This is a genomic window from Paracoccus sp. (in: a-proteobacteria), assembly GCF_047973135.1.
Classification (GTDB): Bacteria; Pseudomonadota; Alphaproteobacteria; order Rhodobacterales; family Rhodobacteraceae; genus Paracoccus.
Genome location: NZ_JBKEBL010000237.1, coordinates 1 through 5475, shown reverse-complemented (window position 1 = coordinate 5475; position 5475 = coordinate 1). Strand labels below are relative to the sequence as shown.

6 protein-coding genes are annotated in these 5475 nt (G+C 63.1%); 2 read left to right on the top strand and 4 right to left on the bottom strand.

Annotated features, from left to right (window positions below; genetic code table 11):
• Positions 1-482: transposase (locus ACK5L9_RS17645; RefSeq protein WP_416912765.1), on the top strand; the 482-nt coding region annotated here is incomplete at its 5' end.
• A gap of 150 nt (positions 483-632) precedes the next feature.
• Here the strand turns inward: ACK5L9_RS17645 and ACK5L9_RS17640 are convergent.
• Complete coding sequence (locus tag ACK5L9_RS17640; protein ID WP_416912764.1) at positions 633-1679, bottom strand: LacI family DNA-binding transcriptional regulator; 1047 nt, start codon at positions 1677-1679, stop codon at positions 633-635.
• An 87-nt stretch (positions 1680-1766) separates the two neighbouring features.
• On the bottom strand, positions 1767-2780 hold the full coding sequence (locus ACK5L9_RS17635; protein WP_416912763.1) for a LacI family DNA-binding transcriptional regulator: 1014 nt from the start codon (positions 2778-2780) through the stop codon (positions 1767-1769).
• Between the two features lie 93 nt (positions 2781-2873).
• On the opposite strand from ACK5L9_RS17635, the gene ACK5L9_RS17630 reads away from it, so the two are divergent.
• Complete coding sequence (locus ACK5L9_RS17630) at positions 2874-4037, top strand: Gfo/Idh/MocA family protein (protein WP_416912762.1); 1164 nt, start codon at positions 2874-2876, stop codon at positions 4035-4037.
• A gap of 106 nt (positions 4038-4143) precedes the next feature.
• On the opposite strand, the gene ACK5L9_RS17625 is transcribed toward ACK5L9_RS17630, so the two are convergent.
• Both ACK5L9_RS17625 and ACK5L9_RS17620 read right to left on the bottom strand, forming a co-directional pair.
• On the bottom strand, positions 4144-5103 hold the full coding sequence (locus ACK5L9_RS17625; RefSeq protein WP_416912761.1) for an OmpA family protein: 960 nt from the start codon (positions 5101-5103) through the stop codon (positions 4144-4146).
• A 113-nt stretch (positions 5104-5216) separates the two neighbouring features.
• A partial coding sequence (locus tag ACK5L9_RS17620; RefSeq protein ID WP_416912760.1) for a zinc ribbon domain-containing protein YjdM occupies positions 5217-5475 on the bottom strand: 259 nt, incomplete at its 5' end.

Genomic DNA, 5475 nt, shown 5'->3' with positions numbered 1-5475 from the left:
CTTTCTCCTATGCGGCCGGGTCCTGGTCGAAAGCGCGCCGGGTGATCGCGCGCATCGAGGTTGGCCCGCAGGGGCGGGACACACGTTACATCGTCACCAACCTCGAAGGCGGTCGCGGCAAACATATGTACGAGAAGATCTACACTGCCCGCGGCCAGGCAGAAAATCACATCAAAGACTGGAAAAACCACCTCGATTCGGACAGGACATCCTGCTCTATCGCCAATGCCAACCAGATGCGGCTCATGCAGCACGGCTGCGCCTACTGGATCTGGTGGAAGCTCCGCGCCGCCTGCCCGAAGCGCTCCCCCTGGCGGCATGCCCAGTTCGACACGCTGCGCCTGCATCTGGTCAAGCTGGCCGCCACCATCGTTGAAAAGAAGACCAGGATCACCGTGACGCTGCCAGCGTCCTGTCCCCGCCAGACGCTGATCCGCCTCCTGTTCGAGGCTCTCGCGCCACCAGGACTTGCCCGACGCTGAACGCGCCCCGCAAACCCCGAAACATCAACCTGCTCAAACTCACAAGACGTCAGCGGCCAAAACAATAAACGGCCGACGAAATCATGTGCGCCGCTCAAACCAGACGGGGCGACGCCGTGCCTACGCCGTTCGAAACGCCACCTTCATGAATTATTTCGGCTTAATCATCCAGTCGCTTTCCGGCTTCAATATCATCGGCGGAAAAAAACGCTGGCCGGGCATCTCGGCCATCCCCTTGTCTGCCGTCGCGACCATCTGGGCGATCAGTTCCAAAGCCAGTTGCCGGATCGGCGTCGCCAGCACGACGCTGACCGAGCGGTCGCGCAAACCGGCTTGCGATTCAGGCGTCAATTCGTTGACGATCAGCACAAGATCGCGGCCTGTTGCCATCTCTCGGGCGGCCTCTATTGCGCCCTCCATGCCGCCGCCCGCGCAATAGAGGCCCACAAGATCGCCATGCCGCGACAGCAGATTCACCGTCGCCTCATAGGTCAGTTGCCGGGTTTCCAGATTGATCTGCGTGTCCAGCAGATGAAATTCGGGGGCCTCGTCGCGAAAATAACTGCGAAAGCCTGTCTCGCGCAGTTCATGGCCGTGATAGCGCGATCCGCCGATGAACAACCCCACCTTGCCAGGACGCCGCGCCAGTTTCGAGATGAACCACCCGGCGATCCTGCCAACGCGCAAGTTATTGGTTCCGAAATAACTTTCTCTGATTCCCTGGGCGAAATCGGACAACAGGGAATAGACCGGTACGCCCGCTGCCCGCAAATCCTGAACCGCCTGCGTAACCAGATGATGATCCAGCCCCGTCGCCGCCACCGCATCGACCCGACCGCGCATTGTTGCCAGCAGCCCGGCCAGCTCGTCGGGCGCGCCGGTTTCGGCAAAGCGGCTGACGAGCTGGATCCGGCGGCGGGTATCGGCGCGTGCCTGTGCCTCGAAGGTCCGCAGCACGTCCTGATAGAATGCGTGGCGCGGCTTTTGCAGGATCAGCCCAATACGAAATTCCGGTTTGTCGGCCAGCATCCGGTAGCGGATCACATTCGACGCGTGATAGCCGATCTCTTGCGCGGCGTCATGGACCCTGCGCACGGTTTCCTCGCGCACATTCTGACGACCGTTCAGCACGCGATCCACAGTCGCAGTGCTGACCCCGGCCGCTTTGGCAAGATCGGCGATGGTCGGTCGGCTCATGACGGTTTCACATCAGGGGAACTGATGGAAATTATCATCGGACCGGGTCATGTTGCAAGCGACACGGCTGGCCGCCTGCGGGCTTGTTCAGCAATTTTCGCGCATGAAAATATCCACAGGCGTAACTTTTGGCAGCGAATCGGCATCCGTGCGGCGATAGACGGCGGCGATTTCGCGAAGGGCGGTTTCGACCTCCAGCCGGGGATTCTGGTCGATGACCGCATCAATAGCACCGGCCCGCAGCAGCGTCCGGCGATCATTGGTCAGCTCATGGGTGATAAAGGCCACCTCGCCGGTCCGTCCCAGCCGCGACAAGGCGTCTGCCACAGCCCGCGCCCCGGCCGAGGCGTTATAGATGCCCCGGATCTCGGGGTTCCCGCGGAGGGCACGAAACACGTGATCGCCCGCCAGATCGCCCCGTTCCCGGCTTTCGAACACGCCCGCGATGCGACAGGCGGGAAAGCGGTCGGCCAGAACGGTGCGAAAACCGTCGCAGCGTTCCTGTTGCCCGATCATGTCGAACAGTCCCGCGATGACAATGACTTCGCCCCCGTCACGGCCCAGAAAGCGGCCCATCAATTCAGCAGCCAGACGTCCCGAGCGGGTATTGTCGGGGCCGATATAGATCGCGCCCCGGCAGCGGATGTCGGTCGCAAGCGTCACCACCGGTTTGCCCGCCGCGATCAGCCCGTGCAAGACCTGCGCCAGCCCGTCATCATGGGCCAGGCTGACGATCACTGCGTCATGATCCGCTCCGGCGGCCCGGACATGGCTTGCCGTGGCTGCAGGCCGGGCGGTGTCGGCGTGAAAGATGCGGATCTGGATGTTGAAGGGGTTCGGCCCGCGATTCTGCGCCTGCATTGCCGCTGTCAGCGCCCCGTGGAACGGGTTCGACGGGGGCTGGACAAAGGCTGCCACACGCAGAGTGCGGGCATCGCGCGGGTCAAGCGCGCGGTCCAGCCGCAGCCGCCGCGCTGCCGCAAAGACCCGCCGCTCTTTCGCCTCACTGACGCCGCCGCGATTGTTCAGAACGCGATCCACGGTCGAGGCAGACACTCCGGCCTCGCGTGCGACATCCTGCGCCGTCACCTTCCGTCCCATTCCGCACCGCTTGAGGAAATTTCTTCAAGAATGGCGTTTCTTGCGCGGGGCGGCAATCGTAATTTCGTCGCGACATCGCCAGAGGAGAGCGCCATGACCAGAAGGCTGAATATCGGGCTGATCGGATCGGGGTTCATGGGGCAGGCCCATGCCGATGCCTTCCGCCGCGCCGCGATGCTGTATCGCGACCTGCCTGCGATACCGCATCCATATATGCTGGCCGATGCGACTGATGCGCTGGCCGCCGATGCCGCCGCGCGTTTCGGGTTCGAAAAATCCACCGGCGACTGGCGCGCGCTGGTCAATGATCCTGTGGTGGACATCGTTGACATCACCTCGCCCAATTCCCTGCATCACCAGATGGCGATGGCGGCCATTGCGGCGGGTAAGCATGTCTATTGCGAAAAGCCGCTGTCGGTCACGGTCGCCGAGGCTGAAGAAATGACCGCCGCCGCAAAGGCGCGCGGGGTCAAGACCATGGTCGCCTTCAACAATGTCAAGACGCCCGCCGCGATGCTGGCCCGGCAGATCATCGACGCGGGCGAGATCGGCACGCCCATACGCTTTCGCGGCTGGTTCGATCAGGGCTTTTTCAACGATCCTGACCTGCCGTTTTCGTGGCGGTGCACGCGGACCGGGGCGGGGTCCGGCGCGCTTGGCGATCTGGGCAGCCATGTGATTTCGGTCGCGCAATATCTGATGGGCGACATCGAAAGCACCATCGCCCAGTCACAGACATGGTTCCCGACCCGGCCCGTGCCGCAGGGTGCGGGCGGTTACAGCGCACGGGCCGCCCAGGACGCGCCGCGCCGCGAGGTCGAGAACGAGGACCAGATGCAGGCGATGATCCGCTTTGCCGATGGCGCGGGCGGCACGATCGAGGCGTCGCGCGTGTCGGTCGGCAAGGTTTTCGGCATCTATTGGGAGGTGTCGGGCACCGAGGGCACGATCATCATGGATGGCGAACGCTTCAATGAACTGAAGGTCGCCCGCTTTGGCGACCCCAAGCGCGACCGGGGCTTCAAGACACTGCTGACGGGATCGCAAATCCCGCAATTCGCGGCCTTCTTTCCCTTTGATTTCGCGGGCGGGGGGCTTGGTTATTTCGACGTCAAGGTGATCGAGGTTCATGACCTGATCTCCTATATCTGCGGCGCTGGCCCCTGCGACCCCGATTTCGCCTTTGGCCTGCGCAATATGCGGATCATTGACGCGATGGAACGGTCGATGTTGTCGCGGCGATGGGAGGATGTCTGACCAGCCCCCGGTCAGCCGTTGGGCACGTGGATTTCCACGCGGCGGTTAAGCTGACGCCCGGCCGGATTGTCCTTGCCGTCGATTTGGTTCGCGGCGACCGGCTGGGTCATGCCAAAACCCTGAACCCCGATCTGGCCGACGCCGCCGCGCGCCGTTCGGACAGATCCTGATTGTATTCGGCACTGCCCTTGCTGTCGATATGACCCCGGATTTCCGGCCGCTTTGGCGCGACCTCGACAAAGGCGGCGGACAGCGCGTCAACGACCTGGGCGGCATCTTCGCGCAGGTCAGATTTGTCGAAATCGAACAGGATGCTGTCGTTCAGCGTGATGACATAGCCGCAGGCCATCGGCGGCAGACGGAATGTCGTCAGCAGCGGAAAGCGGCCCGCAGGCGGAACCGGGGGCAGGGCGTCCATCGGGCTTTCCTGCCCGTCCACGATGCCGGTCCCATCGCCGTTATTGACGATGCGATGCGCGCCGTTCCAGGTTCCGCTGCCATCGGCCTCGACCGAGATCTGCCCGATCCGGTCCGAATTCCACGTTCCGCCGCCCTGACCGTCCAGCATGATCTGGCCAAGCGGGCCATTATTGGTGCCCGCGCCGTTCGCCTCGACGGTGATCTGGACACTGGCGCTGCCATCGCCGCCCTGACGGTTGATCGTGCCCGACCCGTCGGTCTGGACCGTGATCTGGGTGGTGCCGAGATTGGCGATGCCGGAACCGTCCCGATCAATGACATATTGCCCCTCGTCGCCCAGATTCGCGGTGACGCCCGCATCATCCTGCACGACCATGCCAAGGCCCGGCACGAAAGCGCCATCGGCATCGCAGCGGGCCGGTTCGACGCGCAGCCCGTCAATCTGCGCCAGCCGCTTGCCAAGTGCAGTTTCAAAGCTTTCCTGAACCGGTTCGACGCCGATGACGGCGGGGATCACGATGGCGGGAATCGTCGGGATGGCGGGCGTTTCCGCAGCATGCGCTGCATTGCCAGCAAGGGTGGCAGCCAGGATCGTCAGAAGGCAGCCGGTATCGTGACGGAACGCAAAAAGGCGATCAGGGCGCATAGGGAAATATCCTGTTAAAATTTGAGTTTGGGGTAAAATTCTTTGCGGATGATCCCGGTGCCAGAAGCGGTGCGGCGGGCCGGGCCGGATGGGCGGCGCGGCCCGGTCAGGGCTTAGTCGCTGACCTTCTTGACGAATTGCGATTTCAGGCCGATCTGGCCGATGCCCGGGATCTTGCAGTCGATGTCGTGGTCGCCATCCACCAGCCGGATGCCCCGGACCCTGGTGCCGACCTTGATCACGCTGGACGATCCTTTCAGCTTCAGATCCTTGATCACGCTGACCGTATCGCCATCGGCCAGCAGATTGCCGACGCTGTCACGCGTTTCGGGGCCGGTCTCCGATATGGCGTCGGGGGACCATTCATGCCCG

Coding starts and splice junctions, on each gene's coding strand:
- ACK5L9_RS17625 (WP_416912761.1), bottom strand. CDS start 5,103: ATGCGCCCTGATCGCCTTTTTGCGTTCCGTCACGATACCGGCTGCCTT.
- ACK5L9_RS17640 (WP_416912764.1), bottom strand. CDS start 1,679: ATGAGCCGACCGACCATCGCCGATCTTGCCAAAGCGGCCGGGGTCAGC.
- ACK5L9_RS17635 (WP_416912763.1), bottom strand. CDS start 2,780: ATGGGACGGAAGGTGACGGCGCAGGATGTCGCACGCGAGGCCGGAGTG.
- ACK5L9_RS17630 (WP_416912762.1), top strand. CDS start 2,874: ATGACCAGAAGGCTGAATATCGGGCTGATCGGATCGGGGTTCATGGGG.